Source organism: Mycobacterium gordonae (assembly GCF_017086405.1).
Taxonomy (GTDB): domain Bacteria; phylum Actinomycetota; class Actinomycetes; order Mycobacteriales; family Mycobacteriaceae; genus Mycobacterium; species Mycobacterium gordonae_D.
This window is the reverse complement of the sequence record NZ_CP070974.1, coordinates 64,180-83,818: the sequence shown is the minus strand read 5'-3', so window position 1 is coordinate 83,818 and position 19,639 is coordinate 64,180. Positions and strand designations below refer to the sequence as shown.

14 protein-coding genes are annotated in these 19,639 nt (G+C 67.5%); 4 read left to right on the top strand and 10 right to left on the bottom strand.

Annotated features, from left to right (window positions below; all coding sequences use genetic code 11):
• Positions 1–46: 46 nt before the first annotated feature.
• Positions 47–316, bottom strand: coding sequence for a hypothetical protein (locus tag JX552_RS31035; protein WP_205878908.1), 270 nt, complete (start codon positions 314–316; stop codon positions 47–49).
• A 392-nt stretch (positions 317–708) separates the two neighbouring features.
• On the opposite strand from JX552_RS31035, the gene JX552_RS31030 reads away from it, so the two are divergent.
• The gene (locus tag JX552_RS31030) at positions 709–1,230 is read left to right on the top strand and encodes a hypothetical protein (protein WP_205878907.1); all 522 of its coding nucleotides are present in this window, start codon (positions 709–711) and stop codon (positions 1,228–1,230) included.
• A gap of 22 nt (positions 1,231–1,252) precedes the next feature.
• Here JX552_RS31030 and JX552_RS31025 read toward each other — a convergent pair whose 3' ends face one another.
• The 7 genes from JX552_RS31025 to JX552_RS30995 all read right to left on the bottom strand — a co-directional run bounded on the left by JX552_RS31025 (position 1,253) and on the right by JX552_RS30995 (position 13,739).
• Positions 1,253–2,377, bottom strand: coding sequence for an IS110 family RNA-guided transposase (locus JX552_RS31025; RefSeq protein ID WP_431196034.1), 1,125 nt, complete (start codon positions 2,375–2,377; stop codon positions 1,253–1,255).
• A gap of 403 nt (positions 2,378–2,780) precedes the next feature.
• Positions 2,781–2,861 carry an excalibur calcium-binding domain-containing protein gene (locus JX552_RS34380; protein ID WP_205878926.1) on the bottom strand — a complete coding sequence of 27 codons (81 nt, stop codon included), beginning with the start codon at positions 2,859–2,861 and terminating at the stop codon, positions 2,781–2,783.
• Between the two features lie 194 nt (positions 2,862–3,055).
• A complete protein-coding gene (locus JX552_RS31015; protein ID WP_205878906.1) occupies positions 3,056–9,601 on the bottom strand; it encodes a PE family protein in 6,546 nt (2,181 codons plus the stop codon).
• A 786-nt stretch (positions 9,602–10,387) separates the two neighbouring features.
• Entirely contained in the window at positions 10,388–10,789 is a 402-nt protein-coding gene (locus JX552_RS34375; RefSeq protein ID WP_205878905.1) for a DUF732 domain-containing protein, read from the bottom strand.
• Between the two features lie 521 nt (positions 10,790–11,310).
• Positions 11,311–12,309 (bottom strand): GmrSD restriction endonuclease domain-containing protein, encoded by a 999-nt coding sequence (locus tag JX552_RS31005; RefSeq protein ID WP_205878936.1) that lies wholly within the window; start codon positions 12,307–12,309, stop codon positions 11,311–11,313.
• Positions 12,302–12,946 (bottom strand): uracil-DNA glycosylase family protein, encoded by a 645-nt coding sequence (locus JX552_RS31000; RefSeq protein WP_241011304.1) that lies wholly within the window; start codon positions 12,944–12,946, stop codon positions 12,302–12,304. Before JX552_RS31000 ends, JX552_RS31005 begins: the two co-directional genes overlap by 8 nt.
• A gap of 361 nt (positions 12,947–13,307) precedes the next feature.
• On the bottom strand, positions 13,308–13,739 hold the full coding sequence (locus JX552_RS30995; RefSeq protein WP_205878904.1) for a hypothetical protein: 432 nt from the start codon (positions 13,737–13,739) through the stop codon (positions 13,308–13,310).
• On the opposite strand from JX552_RS30995, the gene JX552_RS30990 reads away from it, so the two are divergent.
• Positions 13,726–14,073 (top strand): hypothetical protein, encoded by a 348-nt coding sequence (locus JX552_RS30990; protein WP_156452378.1) that lies wholly within the window; start codon positions 13,726–13,728, stop codon positions 14,071–14,073. The two genes, JX552_RS30995 and JX552_RS30990, sit on opposite strands and share 14 nt — an antisense overlap.
• 1,164 nt (positions 14,074–15,237) lie before the next feature.
• Entirely contained in the window at positions 15,238–15,534 is a 297-nt protein-coding gene (locus JX552_RS30985; RefSeq protein ID WP_205878903.1) for a DUF732 domain-containing protein, read from the top strand.
• A gap of 152 nt (positions 15,535–15,686) precedes the next feature.
• On the opposite strand, the gene JX552_RS30980 is transcribed toward JX552_RS30985, so the two are convergent.
• The gene (locus JX552_RS30980; RefSeq protein ID WP_241011303.1) at positions 15,687–16,778 is read right to left on the bottom strand and encodes an ATP-binding protein; all 1,092 of its coding nucleotides are present in this window, start codon (positions 16,776–16,778) and stop codon (positions 15,687–15,689) included.
• Between the two features lie 760 nt (positions 16,779–17,538).
• Positions 17,539–18,683, bottom strand: a protein-coding gene (locus JX552_RS30975) for an IS3 family transposase (RefSeq protein WP_205878812.1) whose coding sequence is annotated in 2 segments (ribosomal slippage) — positions 17,539–18,416 and positions 18,416–18,683 — 1,146 coding nt in all. Because the reading frame shifts where the segments join, the coding sequence is not laid out codon by codon here.
• Between the two features lie 491 nt (positions 18,684–19,174).
• Between JX552_RS30975 and JX552_RS30970 the strand changes: the two genes are divergently transcribed.
• Positions 19,175–19,591, top strand: coding sequence for a hypothetical protein (locus JX552_RS30970; RefSeq protein WP_205878901.1), 417 nt, complete (start codon positions 19,175–19,177; stop codon positions 19,589–19,591).
• Positions 19,592–19,639: the final 48 nt, after the last annotated feature.

The following is a 19,639-nucleotide window of genomic DNA, read 5'->3' as shown; positions in this document are numbered from 1 at the left end:
GATGCTTAATCTAGGCTTCCCATCCGCAAGTCCCGTGGGAGGGCCGTCAAACTTCGGGCCGATCGCCGAAGCGCTGTGGGCGCAATCCGACACGGTCCCAAAATTCGTCGTCGTCGCGGACGGCGATCAGACCGGGGTAAAAGCGCGAATTCAGCGAGACCTCGCCGACCGCGCAATCAAAGCCAAAGTCGTAATCGTCGAGACCGGTTTGGAATCCGCCCTTGGCATCCTTGAACCAGGTACCGAACAGCGACGGCGGCGGGAGCTCCGAGTTCTCAACGACCAAATGATTTTGTCGCGCATCCAGTACAGCCACGAAACGACAGGGTTCCCCGCACAGGTAAATGAGTTGTTCTCCCTCCTCGGCATACGCATCCCCTGGACGTCGTGACTCGCGTAACCCCTCGCGCCAGCGGAGGAATTTGCGGGAATCGAAAGCAGGGTTACCGGTATTCAGTCGCCCGGCGGACAATGATCACTCTCTAAGTGGTCAATCGGGCTGACCCTAAAGATGCGCCAGAACGAGCGCTCCTCAAAACAGGAAACCTCGGCTGGAAATGTGCACCGCCGAGGCGCGGGGGCCGATACCGCTACTCTTACCCGGTGGGGATGTTCCGTCGGATTTCGGCACGTCAGCGGCTTCGTCGAGCGACCCAGGAATCGCTGTCGGTGCCTACTTTCAGCGCTCCGATCGATTGCACTCCCTGGGTGATCGGCGGTTTGTGGCCTGAGGAATTGTCGAATGGCAAACCTGAGACTGCGACGCTCGCGAGGTACCTCAAGGTTGATCTGCAGCGAATCGCAAGCTCGGCAAACGACGATCTTCGAGCCGTTCGCCGCGTCGATATGGACTATGCGGCCCGCCGCGACGCCGAGGCCCGAGTGATCGATGAGGCCCGAGACCTCGCGGTACGCCGTGTTGAATCGACTCTGCGTCAGCTCCGGCAGATGGGCGAGCACCTGCCCAGCGCGGGCTCTGCACCCTCGGGAGCCAACAGCCCCGCTGATCGCCCGCCCGCCCAAGCTCAATCCGCTACCCAAGGAGCGACACGACCGGTTGATCTGGACTGCACACAGGTCCTTCCTGCGGTCGAGGATGTACAACCTGCGACCACCGATTCGGTGCCGGCGTTCGACGACCAGTACAAGCAACAGCAGCCAGACGGCATAGATCAAGTAGGGCTGTCCGAAGACGCGGCCAAACATCGGTTACGGCGCCGTGACGGCTGATGCTCTGGATCCGTGCGCGCTATCAAGGCGCGTGCACTCCAAAGCCTGCCAGGGCATCGGCCCACTGCGCGTTGACCTGCTCGAGCTCAGGAAAAGATGTCAGGGGACGACGCGTCGTCGGTCGGTTCTCACGATCAGCGCGCAAACGGGCGAACACCGTTCGGGCTATCCGCCGTTTCAGGCGGCGGATGGCCTCAGTAGGTGAGTCCTGATGTGCATCGCAACGCTTCTCGTAGTACGAGCGGCCGGCGCTGGGATGACTGATTTGCACCAGGGCTATCCGATACAAAGCGGTGTTCAGCTGCCGATTTCCCGACCGGGAGCCCACCATGTAGATCCGCGCCTGCCCTGACCACCGCGGAGTCGGCGCCAATCCGGCGTAGGAGGCGAATGCGGCCTCGCTTCGGAACCGGGAGACATCGGCGGTCTCGCCGACGATCTTTGCCGCGGTCAGTTCTGCGCAGCCGTAGATCCCTAGTAGTGAGGGTGCGTGCGTTCGCACCCGAATGCCGATGCGACTTTCGAGAGCTTCAATCTCGAGCGTGAGGCGTGTGATGTCACTTAGCTCTTGGCGGGCCAGTTCGGCGACCAGCCCAGGCTGTGTAGTCAGCCATCCGTGAAGCGCCTTCACTGTTTTCGTCCGATCCAACGAGCGGGATTTGGGCGCGTGAGAAGGGTCGAGTTCATGTACCCGCCATAAGAATCGGTTGGTCGTAGCGGACCGCTGTGAGACCAGGTCCTCGCGACGGTCCACCAGTAGTTTTAGCTCGCGGGAAACCTCATCATGGGTTGCCATCGGTAGATCAGGTTCTCGCAGTACCGCGCGTGCCACGGCCAGCGCATCGATGGGATCTGACTTTCCGCGGGTCCGCGCTGAGGCGCGAGTGCGAGCCATCAGGTGCGGCGGAACTCGAACTACCCGTTGGCCGGCGTCCAGCAGATCCTGTTCAAGCCGCCGCGACAGATTTCGGCAATCCTCGATACCCCAGGTCAGCTCGATCTCGAAACTCTCTCGGGCCCAGCCGAACGCCTTGCGGTGTCCGGCCGTCGTCGCGGGCACCGTCAGTTCGCCAAGTTTTCGGCCACCGGGATCGACACCCACCAATGTATGAGTCTTCTTGTGCGTGTCGACCCCGATAACAACCATGAGCGCCTCACAAGCTCCCCGCATACCGACCGACAGGTCGGACGCGTTGCCGCTATTCCGACAAACCTGGGACCGGCAAACGCGACAGCACTACTTCGTTGAAGCCAGCCAAGCGGCGGCACCACTCCTCTAAGCCAGACCCCAGGTCTTGGGGCGTCGATCCACGGCCATGGCGTGCGACCGAATGACCGACGGGCCGATGACGTCGAATTCGAAGCCAGTCGGCTCGTCCTTGACACCGAGCGCCGGCAACACGGCGTTGAGCTGGACCAGTGCATTGGTTCGGATAGCCAGGCGAACGGTGCGCGGACCACTTCATCCTAAGCCTCGTGGCGATAGACCACCGCCCACATTTTTCGCGGAAACAGTCAGCTGACGCGCAGATGCCGAGGGGCCCCGCAGATCATTCGCAGGCGCCGCCGTCAGCGTTGCGGTCGAGCCCTGGGCGGTAGCCGGGTTGCCCGGCATATAGCGGAACGGGCACCGCTGTTTCTCACCGCCTTGACAGTCCGGGGGCCAAGAACGGACGAATGACGCCTCTTAGAGGTGCCGGGCGATGGTCAGCACCAGCCACCGGATCACCGGATCACCGGATCACCGGATCACCGGATCACCGGATCACCAACCACCATGCCAATCCCTGGGCCGGGACGACTGTGGTTATCGGTGTGCGGAGTTTTAACTAGAGCGACCGGCGCGGCCAGCAAAGCCCATGCTATTGCCGCCGCTGCCGCCAATACCGACGTTACCGCCGTTGCCACCGTTGTTTGAAGGATTTAGATCCCCGCCGTTGCCGCCGGTGGAATTGAGCCCAGTCCAGCCATTGCCCTGATAGAAGCTGGTGGAGCTGCCGCCGCCGCCACCACCGAGGCCTCTACCTAATTGCGGTAGCGGGCCGTCATCGAGACCACCTGTGTATGTGCCGTAAGAGGAGCTATTGGCGGAGCCTCCTTGGCCGCCGCGGCCGCCAAGGGCTGTGGTAGAACCGGCACCGCCGCCGCCACCACCACCACCACCAGCCGCTGCGCCGGACTGCCCGTTGGCGTAGCCGCCCCCTCCTCCGCCTCCTCCTGCGCCGCCGGTGCCGCCAACTGCGCCAGAGTTGGCGCTGCCGGTCCCGCCGGTTCCGACCGAGCCTTGGGTGCCGAGCGTGGATGTGGATGAGGCAGATCCACCTAGTCCACCCGCGCCGCCGTTACCCCCGGTACCGCCGATGCCTCCACCAGCCCCTGCAGCGCCGCCGTCCCCGCCAGCTCCACCACCGCCACCGCCACCGCCTTTGGCTTGAAGGTCCCCGTCAGCGTTGCCGCCTCGGCCGCCGGAGCCGCCGGCACCGCCTGCGCCGCCGTTACCCGTCGTACCGCCGGCGCCGCCTTGCCCGCCGTCTCCGCCATCGCCTCCTGTGCCCGCAAGCGCGTTGTCACCGGTGAGAGCGTCGGCGCCGCTTCCGCCGATTCCGCCTCTGCCGCCTGCTCCTCCATTGCCTTTGCCGATACCGTTGCCGCCAGATCCACCGGCGCCGGCGGCACCGCCATTTCCGCCGGCACCCGGGTTACCGCCTACACCGCCGGTGCCCACCGCGCCGCCGGAACCCGCCGCCCCGCCGCCACCGCCCTTGCCGCCGGTACCTCCGCTACGGTCCGCGCCGGTCGCGTCACCGCCGGCACCGCCGGCACCGCCTTGGCCGCCAGTACCGCCTTGGCCGCCGGTGCCGTTAATTGCTTTCGTGGTAGCGACGCCCCCGGCGCCACCGAGGCCACCTTTACCGCCGAGGCCCCCGTCTCCGCCGGCGCCGTTGGCCAGATTGGTTCCGCCTTGACCGCCTTGACCGCCTTGACCGCCTTGACCGCCTTGACCGCCAGTTCCGCCGATGTGACCAGCAAACGAGGTGCTACCTCCTTGGCCGCCAATGCCGCCCGCGCCGCCGGTGCCGGCACCGCCCGCTTGGCCGGCTGTGCCCAAGCCGCCGCCGGCGGTCCCGCCGTTGCCGCCGGTGCCGCCGGTGCCGCCGTTGCCGCCGTTGGCGGGGTTGTATCCGTCGTCGGTGCCGCCGATGCCGCCGGTGCCGCCGGTGCCGCCGGTGCCGCCGGTGCCGCCGTTGCCATTTGTGCCCCCGCTGCCAGCGCTGCCGCCAGCCCCGCCTTCACCGCCGTTGCCGCCGTCGCTTCCCTTGTCGCCTATACCCGCCGGGCCTGTGCCCGGGCCGGTGCTCTTGCCTGGGGCGCCTTGCATACCGGCTCCGCCGTCGCCTCCGGTCCCGCCGTTGCCGCCGGTGCCCGCCGCACCCGCAACGCCCGCCTTGCCGGTCGTGGCTCCGCCGGTGGCCGTACCCGCAGCCCCGCCGCTGCCGCCCGCTCCGGCGTTGCCCCCATTGCCGCCCGCACCGCCAGTTCCGGCGCCGGTGCCGGTGTCCGCCGTGCCGGTGGCTCCGTTACCGCCCAGGCCACCGCTGCCCCCGGTCCCGCCGACACCGCCGTTGCCGGCGTGACCACCCGCACCGGCGGCGCTGCCGCCCTGGCCGCCCTGCCCCCCACTCCCGCCGGCCGTCCCGGCCGTCCCCGCCGCCCCGGCGCCGGTCGCGTTCACCCCCGCCGCGCCCTGCCCGCCCTGTCCCCCGGTCCCGCCATCCCCGCCGATGCCCGCCGCACCCGCAACGCCCGCCTTGCCGGTCGTGGCTCCGCCGGTGGCCGTACCCGCAGCCCCGCCGCTGCCGCCCGCTCCGGCGTTGCCCCCATTGCCGCCCGCACCGCCAGTTCCGGCGCCGGTGCCGGTGTCCGCCGTGCCGGTGGCTCCGTTACCGCCCAGGCCACCGCTGCCCCCGGTCCCGCCGACACCGCCGTTGCCGGCGTGACCACCCGCACCGGCGGCGCTGCCGCCCTGGCCGCCCTGCCCCCCACTCCCGCCGGCCGTCCCGGCCGTCCCCGCCGCCCCGGTGCTACCGACCGGGGTAATACCGTCCGCACCCCGGCCGCCCTGTCCCCCGGTCCCGCCATCCCCGCCGGTGCCCGCCGCACCCGCAACGCCCGCCTTGCCGGTCGTGGCTCCGCCGGTGGCCGTACCCGCAGCCCCGCCGCTGCCGCCCGCTCCGGCGTTGCCCCCATTGCCGCCCGCACCGCCAGTTCCGGCGCCGGTGCCGGTGTCCGCCGTGCCGGTGGCTCCGTTACCGCCCAGGCCACCGCTGCCCCCGGTCCCGCCGACACCGCCGTTGCCGGCGTGACCACCCGCACCGGCGGCGCTGCCGCCCTGGCCGCCCTGCCCCCCACTCCCGCCGGCCGTCCCGGCCGTCCCCGCCGCCCCGGCGCCGGTCGCGTTCACCCCCGCCGCGCCCTGCCCGCCCTGTCCCCCGGTCCCGCCATCCCCGCCGATGCCCGCCGCACCCGCAACGCCCGCCTTGCCGGTCGTGGCTCCGCCGGTGGCCGTACCCGCAGCCCCGCCGCTGCCGCCCGCTCCGGCGTTGCCCCCATTGCCGCCCGCACCGCCAGTTCCGGCGCCGGTGCCGGTGTCCGCCGTGCCGGTGGCTCCGTTACCGCCCAGGCCACCGCTGCCCCCGGTCCCGCCGACACCGCCGTTGCCGGCGTGACCACCCGCACCGGCGGCGCTGCCGCCCTGGCCGCCCTGCCCCCCACTCCCGCCGGCCGTCCCGGCCGTCCCCGCCGCCCCGGCGCCGGTCGCGTTCACCCCCGCCGCGCCCTGCCCGCCCTGTCCCCCGGTCCCGCCATCCCCGCCGATGCCCGCCGCACCCGCAACGCCCGCCTTGCCGGTCGTGGCTCCGCCGGTGGCCGTACCCGCAGCCCCGCCGCTGCCGCCCGCTCCGGCGTTGCCCCCATTGCCGCCCGCACCGCCAGTTCCGGCGCCGGTGCCGGTGTCCGCCGTGCCGGTGGCTCCGTTACCGCCCAGGCCACCGCTGCCCCCGGTCCCGCCGACACCGCCGTTGCCGGCGTGACCACCCGCACCGGCGGCGCTGCCGCCCTGGCCGCCCTGCCCCCCACTCCCGCCGGCCGTCCCGGCCGTCCCCGCCGCCCCGGCGCCGGTCGCGTTCACCCCCGCCGCGCCCTGCCCGCCCTGTCCCCCGGTCCCGCCATCCCCGCCGATGCCCGCCGCACCCGCAACGCCCGCCTTGCCGGTCGTGGCTCCGCCGGTGGCCGTACCCGCAGCCCCGCCGCTGCCGCCCGCTCCGGCGTTGCCCCCATTGCCGCCCGCACCGCCAGTTCCGGCGCCGGTGCCGGTGTCCGCCGTGCCGGTGGCTCCGTTACCGCCCAGGCCACCGCTGCCCCCGGTCCCGCCGACACCGCCGTTGCCGGCGTGACCACCCGCACCGGCGGCGCTGCCGCCCTGGCCGCCCTGCCCCCCACTCCCGCCGGCCGTCCCGGCCGTCCCCGCCGCCCCGGCGCCGGTCGCGTTCACCCCCGCCGCGCCCTGCCCGCCCTGTCCCCCGGTCCCGCCATCCCCGCCGATGCCCGCCGCACCCGCAACGCCCGCCTTGCCGGTCGTGGCTCCGCCGGTGGCCGTACCCGCAGCCCCGCCGCTGCCGCCCGCTCCGGCGTTGCCCCCATTGCCGCCCGCACCGCCAGTTCCGGCGCCGGTGCCGGTGTCCGCCGTGCCGGTGGCTCCGTTACCGCCCAGGCCACCGCTGCCCCCGGTCCCGCCGACACCGCCGTTGCCGGCGTGACCACCCGCACCGGCGGCGCTGCCGCCCTGGCCGCCCTGCCCCCCACTCCCGCCGGCCGTCCCGGCCGTCCCCGCCGCCCCGGCGCCGGTCGCGTTCACCCCCGCCGCGCCCTGCCCGCCCTGTCCCCCGGTCCCGCCATCCCCGCCGATGCCCGCCGCACCCGCAACGCCCGCCTTGCCGGTCGTGGCTCCGCCGGTGGCCGTACCCGCAGCCCCGCCGCTGCCGCCCGCTCCGGCGTTGCCCCCATTGCCGCCCGCACCGCCAGTTCCGGCGCCGGTGCCGGTGTCCGCCGTGCCGGTGGCTCCGTTACCGCCCAGGCCACCGCTGCCCCCGGTCCCGCCGACACCGCCGTTGCCGGCGTGACCACCCGCACCGGCGGCGCTGCCGCCCTGGCCGCCCTGCCCCCCACTCCCGCCGGCCGTCCCGGCCGTCCCCGCCGCCCCGGCGCCGGTCGCGTTCACCCCCGCCGCGCCCTGCCCGCCCTGTCCCCCGGTCCCGCCATCCCCGCCGGTGCCCGCCGCACCCGCAACGCCCGCCTTGCCGGTCGTGGCTCCGCCGGTGGCCGTACCCGCAGCCCCGCCGCTGCCGCCCGCTCCGGCGTTGCCCCCATTGCCGCCCGCACCGCCAGTTCCGGCGCCGGTGCCGGTGTCCGCCGTGCCGGTGGCTCCGTTACCGCCCAGGCCACCGCTGCCCCCGGTCCCGCCGACACCGCCGTTGCCGGCGTGACCACCCGCACCGGCGGCGCTGCCGCCCTGGCCGCCCTGCCCCCCACTCCCGCCGGCCGTCCCGGCCGTCCCCGCCGCCCCGGCGCCGGTCGCGTTCACCCCCGCCGCGCCCTGCCCGCCCTGTCCCCCGGTCCCGCCATCCCCGCCGATGCCCGCCGCACCCGCAACGCCCGCCTTGCCGGTCGTGGCTCCGCCGGTGGCCGTACCCGCAGCCCCGCCGCTGCCGCCCGCTCCGGCGTTGCCCCCATTGCCGCCCGCACCGCCAGTTCCGGCGCCGGTGCCGGTGTCCGCCGTGCCGGTGGCTCCGTTACCGCCCAGGCCACCGCTGCCCCCGGTCCCGCCGACACCGCCGTTGCCGGCGTGACCACCCGCACCGGCGGCGCTGCCGCCCTGGCCGCCCTGCCCCCCACTCCCGCCGGCCGTCCCGGCCGTCCCCGCCGCCCCGGCGCCGGTCGCGTTCACCCCCGCCGCGCCCTGCCCGCCCTGTCCCCCGGTCCCGCCATCCCCGCCGATGCCCGCCGCACCCGCTGTGCCACCGGATCCTCCGGTACCGGCGCCACCGCCGAGACCGGCGGAACCACCGTTGCCCCCGGTGCCACCGCTGCCCGCACCCGAGCCTGAGTCAATTAGCCCTGTGCCGCCTTGACCGCCCCGGCCGCCGTTGCCGCCGGTGCCGCCGGCACCGTTGGCGCCGCCGATACCAGCTCCGCCGGCACCTCCTGCCCCGCCCGCGCCGCCTTGGGTGCCTTGGCCGCCAGCACCCGCAACTCCGCCGCCCGACGCGCCGTGCATTCCAGCACCGCCGTCGCCGCCGGTGCCGCCCTGGCCGCCAGTGCCCCCGGCGCCATCGCTGGCGCCGGGGCCACCACTACCGCCCAGACCGGCCGCACCACCCGCGCCGCCTTGGCCGCCCATGCCCGCTCCGGCACCGGAGTCGGCAGCGCCAACCCCGCCGGTGCCGCCGGTACCGCCGGAACCGCCGGAACCGCCGCTTCCCGAGGCGCCGTGAGCGCCGGCGGCGCCGCCGAAGAGCCCGGCGGCCTGCCCGCCTGCGCCGCCCTCGCCGCCCCGTCCACCCGACCCGCCCGCACCGCCCGCGCCGCCGGCTCCACCTGTCCCGCCGTTGACGCCGGACGCGCCCGGCGTACCGGCGCCGCCGTTGCCGCCCGCGCCACCACCTCCGCCAAGCCCTCCTCCGCCTCCCGCACCGCCGTTCCCGGACAGAAGTCCGCCCGCTCCACCCGCTCCGCCGTTGCCTCCTAAGCCACCCGCACCGCCCTGGATACCCGTCGGGCCATCCGTACCAGTAACCCCGGCTCCGCCGGCCCCGCCCACTCCCCCGTTACCGAACAAACCCGCGTCGCCGCCCCTGCCTCCGGACTGTCCGGGTGCCCCCGATCCGCCGTTGCCCCCATTGCCCCACAAAATTCCGCCGGCCCCACCATTTGCTCCGGTGCCTGGCGCACCGTTGGTGCCATTGCCGATCAGTGGACGTCCCAAAAGCGCTTGAGTGGGCGCGTTAATGACGCCGAGTACGAGTTGATCGACACTGAGCGCTTCGGCGGACGCGTAAGCCTCAGCGCTGCTTGCTATGGTCCGCTGAAATTGCTCATGAAAGCTCTCAGCTTGAACACTGAGCTGCCGATACTGCTCGCCATAGGCGCCAAACAACGCCGCGACAGCTGCCGACACCTCATCGCCAGCGGCAGCCGCCACCTGCGTTGTCGTCGCCACCGCCGCGTTGTTTGCTGCGCTGACCGCCGAACCGATGCTCGCCAAATCAGCGGCTACTGCGTCGATAAAAGCCGGAGTTGCAAGCACATACGACATCTCGGGGTCACCCGCTCTGCAGCTATCGTCAACGACACGTCTCAGATCTATCCGACCAGCTGCAGCTTAGCCCCGCGTCGGCGAGAGGATCTGGGGTTTGACGATTTGCGCACGCCTCACGGCGTTGATGAAAACGCGGCGACGCCACGGACCGGGATCGCAAAATTGACCTTGCGGTCACGGTATTCGTAATTGCTTGAAGTCGCCGGACCCCGGTGCCGCGCGGGCGCCGGCGCATCAAGCTGATCGCCTAAGACATAAGACACGTGTGCCCCCAACAGATCGGATGTGATCAGCCATCCCCCTGGCCCATCGGATCGTAACGTCGCCCTCCGAGCAATGTCTGCGTTTCGGCGAAGTCGCTCAAGCCGCTGCGATTTGCCTCTCCCGCAGGCGCACCGCCCACCCGTCGTCGTTGGCCTGAGCTGCTGACTGCACCGAAACGCCCTGATGATCCTCTGCCGCAACGACTTTGAAGAATTCATCCGACGATGGCGGGTCTTCGAGGAAACGCATCTCGAAGACGACGGTGTTGACGGGTACGCACCACCGACTTCGCCGGGTTTAAGAGCTTGTTTTTGCTACTGAACCCCGAAACCACTCCTCACCAGAGGAATTCGTACTCATCCCGTCACACCTGAAGGACAGATCGATGGCGATTTGTCAGCGGAGATAGATGACATCCGCTCCTAGGGGGGATAAAGGCTGGTAGCGGTAATCAGCGCCACTACATCGGCACGCAAGTGAATTTCAGGGTTCTTCCATGGCGCACTGGTCGCCAGCCGCTCACCCAGCGACCTGCACTCCGGGACAGATGTACTCCAGCGCCGCGTCTAGCACCTGACCAGCGCTCGCCATGCTCGTCCCAAGGTAGTCGGACGTCTCGCTGACCACATAACGACCACTGAGGCCACCGCTGACCTGATTGCAAATGGTCCTGCCCGCATTTAACAGCCGCTGGTCGTTGCCTGGAACATGTCCGCGCACCAGGTTTACAAATGTCGACTCCCCGGCATTTGGAGGACCATTTTGGAGGCGGGCCGTGCAGACGAACGGATCTTCACGGGCACCACAGAAATCCGGATCGGCCCAGGCTGGGCTGGCCAGACATGGGCCACCACCGACAGCTACGGCTGCGAGAAGAGCCGCACCCACGGCTCTGAAGTTGGACTTCTTTCGCGACGCCATGATCGCCTCCTCCAGTGTTCCAACTCGCGGTTTCCCACAATCATGAAGAACGACACATCTCGATGGGGGCCCCACACCGCGCGTACGCCGGGGTCGATGTCATCTCGCTTAAGCCACGTCGACAACATGGCCGGGTGAATGCCCAAATCATGGACGGTCTGGATTTTGCGGCTTGCCGGCACGCACGAGCGCGACCATACAGCCACGGAACTCAACTGCATAAGGGCGTGGCAGTCAGCCTTTCGGACGGGCTGTCGGTTAGCCACCGAAGCTGGAACCCCAAATGCAAGGGCAGGTCAAAACTGTCACGTGACAGTGCACCTGACCCTCCGCTGAAAGTGCGAGGTTTCTTCGAGTGCCTTATTGGCCGCCAACCGTTTCCGGCTTCCAGTCTGGAGCGACAGATCGCCGCACACATGTCGGAACCACCGCCGAATCCCCCGAAACTACAGCCAACAGACACCCACAATTCACATCCAACAGATTTGCGCCGCCGCGATCCCTGCCAAATCATCGCGGGCTCATTCGCAGGCGACGCCGTCACCGTCGCGGTCCAGCCCAGGGCGGTAGCCGGGTTGGCCGGCATAGAGCGGTGCAGCACCAGCGTTTCTCGCCGCCTTGCAGTCCGGGTAGTACACAGCCGACCCGCTTGTGGGCACCGGCACCGGCGTAGGAACAGGCTCCGGGTTGGTTGGGGATGAAGGCAGCGTCGCCGGGGCCGGTGGGGGCTTCGGGGCTGCGGCGGGCCGACCGCAGGTGATGAGTATCCCGGCGATTGCGTCGTGCTCGGCCTGAGTGACCCAGAGCGCATACGTGGCCTTCACGTCGATGATGCGGGAAACGTAGGTGCACCGATAGGACTTGTTGGGCGGCAACCATGTTGCGGCGTCTCCATCGCTCTTCTGCTCATTGATGGACGCGGTGGTTGCCTGCAGATTGATTGGATCGTTAGCGAAGTTTCGGCGTTGAATCGGGTCCCATTGTTGCGCCCCTTTCTGCCATGCGTCCGCTAACGCGACGATGTGGTCGACGTGGATTTCCGAGGACGTGTCCTGGCCGCGTTGGAACGCAGTGGTGGCGCCGCTGTAGGGATCGTGTAACACGCCGGCGAGCACGGTGCAGCCGTTTGACCCTGCTTTGATCTCGACCTCCTCGAGGTCACGCCGCAGGATGTCGTTACGGGTGTCGCATCCATTGTGCCCGCCGGCCACAGTCACGTCGTCGCTCCACGCAGGACCGAATAAGCTGCGGTCATACCCCGTCTTCGGTGCGCGCCCCTTGATCGGCAGTGTGGCTAGTTTCGCCAGAGCTGAGGAAGCGTCGCCAGGCTGGATGTGTGGCGGCGGGTCGATTGACGTTGGCGCGGGCAGCGTCGCCAGAGCAGCCCCCGGAGGGGGCACATGGGTGCCATCGTCATGGCTGCACAAGCCGATCAACAACGCCACACCGATCAGGCTCGCTGAAACTAGTATCAACCGGCGCGTTTTCAATCCCTTGGCCGTGCTGCCACTTTCAGTCACGTTCGGTCGTGCCTGCGCAGTCGAAGCTCCAGCGGATGGCGGCTGCAAGTGAAGACATGTATTCGTCTTCGAGCTCTTTGTTGTGCTGCCGCCGGATCCACGACGGGTGCTTCGCATGAAATACGTGCGGTACGCCATTTCGACTTCCTCTACAGGGAATCACGAAGGGCAGATTCACTATTCGCGCCCGTGGATATAAGAAAAGCAACACCCTTTGCGCGTCGCGGCCCAGGGTGATCACTAGCAGTGGCCGCACTATCTCGAGCTCCCGGTGGAGGTGCGGAGCGCAGTTGACGATCTCGTACTCACGGGAGGCGCGATTTTTCGGCGGATGACAGTGCACCGCGTTGCTGATGAAAATGTTGCTCTTGCGCTGGCCGGCGCGCTCAATGCCTTCATCAATCAAATCGCCGCTGCCGCCGGTGAACGGGATCTGGCTTTCCATGCACTTCTCGCACAGGCTCTGTCCGACCAGCGCCACCGGTGAGCTCAAACTGCCGTAGCCGGGTGCGGATGCAGTGAGTCGTGGGATATTCATGCCCTCGCAGCGCCGGCAACTTCTGATGTCCTCGTCGAGGGCGAGCTTGCGCATGAGCCGGGCAGCTGATGTGTCATCCTGCGTAACATCGGGATTCACAAACGAAGTGTAGGTAGATCCGCCTTGCTACCGACAGAGTGAGCGCTGCTGATTTGAGGCGGCGCACGGGATGGGAGCTGCGGGCCTCAATGTCCCTAGTGCGAAACTCCAAACAGGTCTGTGCGTTGAAAAGACTTTGCTACGAGAGCCCCAGCGCCGCGCTCCGCCAGCGCCGCCGCTGCCTATAGCGGCGCCGTCGCCGCCGTTGCCACCGTGACCACAGTTGCCTCCTGATCTGTGGAATGAGCCAGATCCGCCATCGCCGCCAGCTCCCCCGTGACCACCGTTGTCGGCGCACCGACCGAATATCCATATCTTCGCGATTTGGCTGCGGGATCCACCCGCGCCACTGGTGCCACCATCACCCCATTGCTGGTGATGCCGACCCAGCCAACGTCTCCTCGACCGCCCGTCCTACCCCCTCCGCTGCCGAATAGCAGCCCACCGGTGCCGCCGCCCCCGCAGTGCCCCAAACGAACGCCGACAAGTGCGGGGTCGCCCCGGTTCCGGTTCCGCCTGCTGCTCCCATGCCTCCATTGCCGAATATTCCGTGCCTGCCGCGACCGCCCGCTTGGCCCGGGGCGCCGGAACCAGTGTTGCCCCAGACGATTCCGCCGGCACTGCGGTTAGCTCCGGTCCCTGCTGCTCCGTTGAAGCCGCCGCCGATCAGGGGTGCCTCAGCAACGGATTGGTTGCGGCGTTGATCAGCATCAGCGTTCTCAGCGCCCCGATTTTGAAAAGGGCACTGTTGGGGTAACCGGCCGCCTATGCGGTTTCTGATGTCAGTCCTCACGGCGTTGATGTTCACGAGTTGCGGCGGTATCGCCTCGGCCGACCCCGCTAACACCTATTACTGCCGGTTCACCACCTACCAGGGCGGGCCCTACTACGTGCAGGTTTACAACCTCAGAGTGCCTGGCAAGGGCATGTGTTCGGGCGCCGACGCTGATTACAGCCAAAAAGATTTCCAGAACGTCGACGGCTTGAAACGCCGGTGCATCCTCGACAGGGATGAGCAAATCAAGCAAAAGGCGGCGATCGTGTCCATTTACAGTGACGGCACACCGGCTAGTGTCGCGGCTGCACGGTTGATGTGTAGCAACACTGGCAACGCCTTCACCGAGTAGCGCCGAGAGGCGCGCACTGAGATGGGCGCCCGCCAGGTGTTCCGCGTTCGCCATCACCAACGCCAAGCGGGCCGCCGCGTTCACCGCCTGGCGTAGGCACTACAACACGCAGCCTCTCCAGTAGGCCGCGTCCACTTGATTCGTTGCCAGTGCTGCGTGGTCTGCTAGGCGCTAGGGGCAATCAGCACGGTGACGCCGCTCGAATGCCGCATCATGTCAGGGCCGACCGGCGCCGCGTCCTTGGGTGGAAGCCCAACGACTTCGGCACTCGCCTACCGTGGGTGATCCCAACTGAGCGCATGGATCTTGTTGGCCGTCGAGTACGCCGATTCCAGGGACACAGCGGATGGTCGATGAGTTGCGGAATGTCCCACGGTAGGCACTGATTCGTCCACACGCGAAGAAAATGCAACTGCTCCCATCGCCGCAGTCACGGCCAACTGCTGCCCGCTGATAATTTCCGATCGAAGGTCACTTCCGACGGCGGGCACCGGTGACCCGCGATTATTCGATCCTGTCGTATGCCTCCCGCATGACGGGCGAGGCGGTGATGCGCGGATTTGGGGCTTAGCCGGGTTGGCCGTCGTTGCCGTCGGGGCCTCTGCCGATGTAGTTCGTGCCGTGGGCGCCGGCCCATATTCCTTTGCCGCCTTCGCCGCCTTTGCTGTTTTCGCCTCCAAGGCCGCCGGCGCCGGCGGCGCCTCCGGCGGCGTGGCCTCCGGTGGCGCCATATCACCCGGTGCTACGTCCGCGGCGCCACGGGTTTCGATCGACGTTGGTAGCGCCCCCGGGTTTTCACCCCGTTTCGGAAGCGCGCGGACGGTGGATGGCTTCCCCGGAGTCCTTTCCCCTGGGCTCTAGTTGCGGACTGGGTCGAAGCGGTTATGGGGTGGCTTGGCCCGAGGTGGCGGAAGTACCGGAGGTGCCGTTAAGGTCTCCCGCGCCGCCGTTACCGCCGCTGCCGGCGACAGTGCCGTAGATAGCGTGATCGCCGCGGCCAATACCCTGCCTAACGGGGCCTACCTTTTTCGCCGCTACCGCTCGGCTTCGATTGGCGGTAGGAAAAGTAGATGAAGGCGAGGGCAATGGTGGTAGCTGCCCTCATTGCCGCTGGATCGCAGATCGGCGGGTCGCTGGTAACGGCGCGCGCCGACCGGTGTCACGGTGGCCCCCGATGGCAGCCGCTATTACGGCAGCCAGGACGATAACAACGTGTCTGCCTACCTCGCAGAGCTAAGGGAGGCGGGAGTGACCGGCGTTCCTGAGCGCATCACCGAAACGGCGAGACAGGTTTGTGTTCGGCGGGCTCAAGGTACGCGCGTACTAGATGTGGTCCATGAGGTTGAGGCGGCGACCCCCGGCATGACATTTCAGCGGGCCATGACGATGGTGACGCACGCCGAATGGCATTTTTGCTCGGACGCAATGTATCGCTGGCCTGGCAGCGGCGGCGATTCGTAGAATTAGTAACAGTCCTTGTTCCACGGGCTGGTGTTTTACCCCGCCGCAACCGCGAGCCGGTGATCGTGCGCGAGTTCACCGAGTGGAACAACTACACCGTGTACCCCGCCCTAGGTAACTCCGTTTACCGATCGCGACCGGTCCAGACATGTTCATTGCTCCTGCCTTAAGACGAACTCGTGCATACCGGGGACGGTGAATGCGAGCATGCCTCGCTCGGGCGCGTACACGAGACCCTTTTTGATCAGTTCGTTGCGTGCTACCGACAGAGCACTGGCCCGAGATTTGCGCATGTGCGTCGTCAAACTGGAAACGGTTGTTGGTCCATTGCCGGCCAGCTCGGCCAGTGAGCGCAGCAGTTCCCGCTGTGCGGGCGTGGCGCGTTCCCAGCGGGATCGGTAGAGGCCGTCGTCGACCTCGCGGCTCGCGTCACGAAGTCCCACGCGTACATCGTCGGCCGTGATCGGGGAGCCAATTGCGTTATCCCACACGTGTTTTCCGATGGCTTGTAGGAAGTATGGGTAGCCCTTGGCAACATCGGCGGCCATCGACAAGCCGTCAGCGTTCCACTGCACGTTGAGTGTGTGGGTGGGAATTCTCAACGCATCCAGGGCGGCCGCTTGCTCGAGCAGGCCCACAGACCGGTAGTCGTAGAGCCGCTCGGCGTAGCTGGTGGCGTCAGCCAGCTGCGCGGGCAGTGACGGCAGGCCGGCACCTACGAACATGACGGGCAACGGTGTCTCGCCTTGGCCCAGGTGGTGCATCGCTGCGTTGACCGCCGATAGTTCGTCAGCAGTCGCCTCTTGCAGCTCATCAACGAGGATCAGCACGCCGATGCCCAGGTCGCGTGCCGTCTCCCCCATCACTTCGAGCAGCGCTGCAAAGTCGTCGGCGAAACGACCCGAGTCTGCTATCCCGCGGATCGGATCGACCTCCACTCCCAGCGACACCGAGCCGGCGGCGTCGGCTTTGATGCTGAACGCCTTGAGTACACCCGCCAGCCGCCGTAGCCGCGGCTCGGGGTGGCGGCCCGTGGCCGTACGCATCCCCCTCACCAGCGATCGCGACAACGACACCGACAACGACTCACCGATGCCCGCTTCAACTTTTGCGGTGATCCATGCCCTGTCCCCGGCCCTGCGGAGCAATTCGTTTAGCAGTACGGTCTTTCCCACACCCCGTAGACCGTTCAGGATCCAGCTGCGCTCGCCCTCGCCCAGCTCCTCGGCCCGGCGCACCGCCACATCGAATCCTGTAAGTAGAGGATCGCGACCGGCCAGTGCCGGCGGTCGCCGACCGGCGCCAGGTCTGAAAGGATTGGTGACCGGATCCATTTCTAAGACTCTATCAGACCGTATAAGGTAATCTGTTATACGGGATTAGACGCCCTTATATCGGGCCGCCGATCAGCGTTTGGCGAATCCTCTGAATTTGAGTGACTGCCGATTAGCAGGTCCGGCGGTGCCGGCGGGTAGGGCACCACCCAAGGCGGTACCGGCGGAACCGGCGGTCAATCCCAGGGCCGGCTGTTGGCAGCCGGCGGGCCCCACGTCCAGTTCCAGGTTTCGCTCCAGGCCGTACTGGTTACCGCTTCTAAGAAAGAAGCTATCGTGGCACGAACTTGGGGGCTACGCCGAGGGGATCACTGTGTCATCACCAACCTCGTCGATCGAATGGGCGCCAGGCGCAGTACCTTTCTACCGCCCGACGTTGCTAACCGCGATGGCAGCATGTCTGCTCGGGATAATCGGCAGCCTCGGGCCGTGGATGCAAGTCATGGTGTTCACTATCAATGGCCTCGATGCTTCATGGTGGGGCGTAGCGACACTCACCATGAGCATGATATCGGCGCTAGCGTTAATCACCATCTTTCTCTGGGACAGGACACCACTCGAACCCCGCTTCTCAGTTCCGTTGGCTTGGTTGGTCGTTGTACTAGCGATCGTGGCGAGTCCCCGTTACTGAGTCCACCCCGTTTTGGAGTCGGGTTTGTTTGATCCGGATTCAGTTGATCTCGCAGGCCACCGGGGTGTGGGTGTGCCGGCAAGCCGCAGCGTACTCGGCGGGGGTTCGATAGCCCAGCGCCGAATGGCGGTGTCGGTGATTATGTTCGTGCTTGAAATCGCCGATCACCACGCGGGCCTCGAACAGGGTGTTCCAGTGGTTGCGGTTGAGGCACTCCTTACGTAGCCGGTTGTTGAACGACTCGATATGCCCATTGATCCACGGGCATCCTGGTGGGATGTAGAGCAGGCCGGTTTTGTTCTCGCAGAATCGTTGCAGCGCTTGGGAAACCAGCTCCGGGCCGTTGTCCATGCGCAGCACCTTCGGCGGTCCGCCGGCCACCGCGAACGCCGTCTCGAGTTCGGTCACGAGACGTTCGGCGGTGATGGAGCGCTCCACGATGTTCAGCAGCGACTCGCGGGTGTGCTCGTCGAGCATCGAGGCGATCTTGATGGCCTTGCCGTCGGTGGTGGAGTCGAACTGGAAATCGATCGCCCACACCACGTTCGGTGCATCGGCTACCACCGGCGGGACCGAGGACACCCCAGACCGCTTACGCGGCGAGCGGATCTTGACCTGCAGGCCCTCCTCGCGCCACAGCCGATGGACTTTCTTCTGGTTGACCTCACGACCCACGTCGTAGCGCAAGGCCGCCCAGGCGCGCCGGAACCCGTGGCAGGGGTGTTTGGTGGCGTAGGAGCGCAGCCAGGCTCGCATCTGGGCGTCTGGATCATCCGGAGTCTGCGCCGCGGGCAAGCGGCGGTAGGTGGAGCGGGCCAGCCCAACGGCCTTGCACGCCAGTCGTTCCGACATACTCAGCGTGTCCTTGAGCATGTCCACGGCGCGCCGCTTGGCAGCTGGGCTCAGAATTTTCCCTTCGCGACCTCCCGCAGCGCGTCCTTCTCCAGTTCGGCCTCGGCCAGCAGCCTCTTCAAGCGCGTGTTCTGCTCGCGCAACTCCCGTAGCTCTTTGGCGGCGTCGGTGTCCATGCCGCCGTAGGCGCGGCGCCAGTTGTACAGCGTGGCGGCTGAGACACCCAACTCGGCAGCGATCTCGTCACCGGTCTTGCCTTCAGCAGCCAGCTCGTCCGCGCGGCGCAACTTGCGCACGATGTCCTCCGCGGAATGCCGCTTACGACCAGCCATGTGTTTCATCGTCCCTTCCAGCCCGACCTCGGGCCACAGGACTCTAAAACAAGCTGGACTCATTCACGGGGAACACGCCAATCGCATCAGGTGCTATCGCAACACCGTTCGTAATACGGATCCTTACCGCTCCCCGCGCCAGCATCTTTGGAGCCAGCATTGGCCCGACCACCGGGTGGGGTCTGTGGCTCTTGGTTTTCGCTGCGATCCTGCAGTTAGGGGCAGCGGCAGTCGTCGCTGTTCATTTGACCAATTGTGTCGACCGATTGACTCTGGTCGGAGAATCTCACCATGGATGGACCAGCCGCTGGCGAGTGACCGCCGGTGTATGCGCAGCCACGGTCCTGCTTTGCAGCGTCACCTATTTCACATTCCAATGGGACCTCTCAGCCGACACCGAACAATCGTCGGCACATGAGCAATTGTTGTTCCCTAGTGTCACGATGCCGCCATCGCCTCCTAGCTCTACGCCGCCACCCCGCCGAGTCGATGTGCCATCTCAAACGCCATCGACGAATCCCGCCACCACCGCAGACAAACTGTCTGCTGCCACCGCCGCAGAACAGCGCAAGATGGATCGCCGCGTCGCGCGCGACTTCGCTGGCGAATGGCTCCTTTACACAAAAGCGTTGCGTAACGGAATATCTCAATACAACTATGCCTATTATGCCGACCAGTGCACGCCCACAGGGCTCGGCCCGATAACAGCGACCGGTCTCTGGATCGACGTGGATGGCCGCGCGATCGTGCGAACTGAAATATTGGGCGTCTTCAGCAAGACCCGAATGATGTCATTCGAGGACGGCGCTTGGTACCAGGAGCCCGACTATTTTCTCCTAACAAACCTCGGCAAATCAGGTCCGGAACTCGTCGCCGCCGACAAAGCTCTCGGTCACTGCGTCAGCTGATCGGCGCAAGTCCGGACGTTGCGGGTGCCTGACTTCCAGCGAGCCGAA

Bases quoted from the DNA above. Each gene is read 5' to 3' on its own strand.
- JX552_RS31025 (WP_431196034.1), bottom strand. From the start codon at position 2,377: ATGGTTGTTATCGGGGTCGACACGCACAAGAAGACTCATACATTGGTG.
- JX552_RS31015 (WP_205878906.1), bottom strand. From the start codon at position 9,601: ATGTCGTATGTGCTTGCAACTCCGGCTTTTATCGACGCAGTAGCCGCT.
- JX552_RS34375 (WP_205878905.1), bottom strand. From the start codon at position 10,789: ATGGCGTCGCGAAAGAAGTCCAACTTCAGAGCCGTGGGTGCGGCTCTT.
- JX552_RS30990 (WP_156452378.1), top strand. From the start codon at position 13,726: ATGTCAGTCCTCACGGCGTTGATGTTCACGAGTTGCGGCGGTATCGCC.